The following is a 349-nucleotide window of genomic DNA, read 5'->3' as shown; positions in this document are numbered from 1 at the left end:
GACCCGGACCTTGGGTGATGCCCAGGACGGCAAGTAGCCCAGGCCTACCGTCAACCGGCTCAGGAGCCGATCCGTCGCGAAGGCGGCGGCGGGATGTTGGAGGAAGCCGGGCAGCGCATCGTAGTATGCCTGGTTGAACGGATAGAAGTGAATTTGTGAGACATCGAAGCCCTCGTCGTCCTCGCCGATGACCATGTTGAACTGGTTGAGTGTGAACTCGCGCCTTGTACGTGGGTCGGGGGTCGGCTTCATGGACATCATTGGAAGAACGAACTGAGCCGATTCCGAAAGATGTACCGGCTGGTCCGATCCGAGCGAGCCCAGGATCAGCCGGGTGGTCCCGATTGGC

Annotated in this window: 1 protein-coding gene; it reads right to left on the bottom strand. The window is 60.7% G+C overall.

Annotated elements, in window-relative coordinates; all coding sequences use genetic code 11:
- On the bottom strand, window positions 1-349 hold a 349-nt coding region (locus EOA19_RS35590), incomplete at both ends, for a hypothetical protein (RefSeq protein WP_206638180.1).

Origin of the sequence: Mesorhizobium sp. M7A.F.Ca.US.010.02.1.1 (assembly GCF_004023085.1) — a bacterium.
Lineage (GTDB): Bacteria > Pseudomonadota > Alphaproteobacteria > Rhizobiales > Rhizobiaceae > Mesorhizobium.
This window is presented reverse-complemented; position numbering and strand designations above follow the sequence as displayed.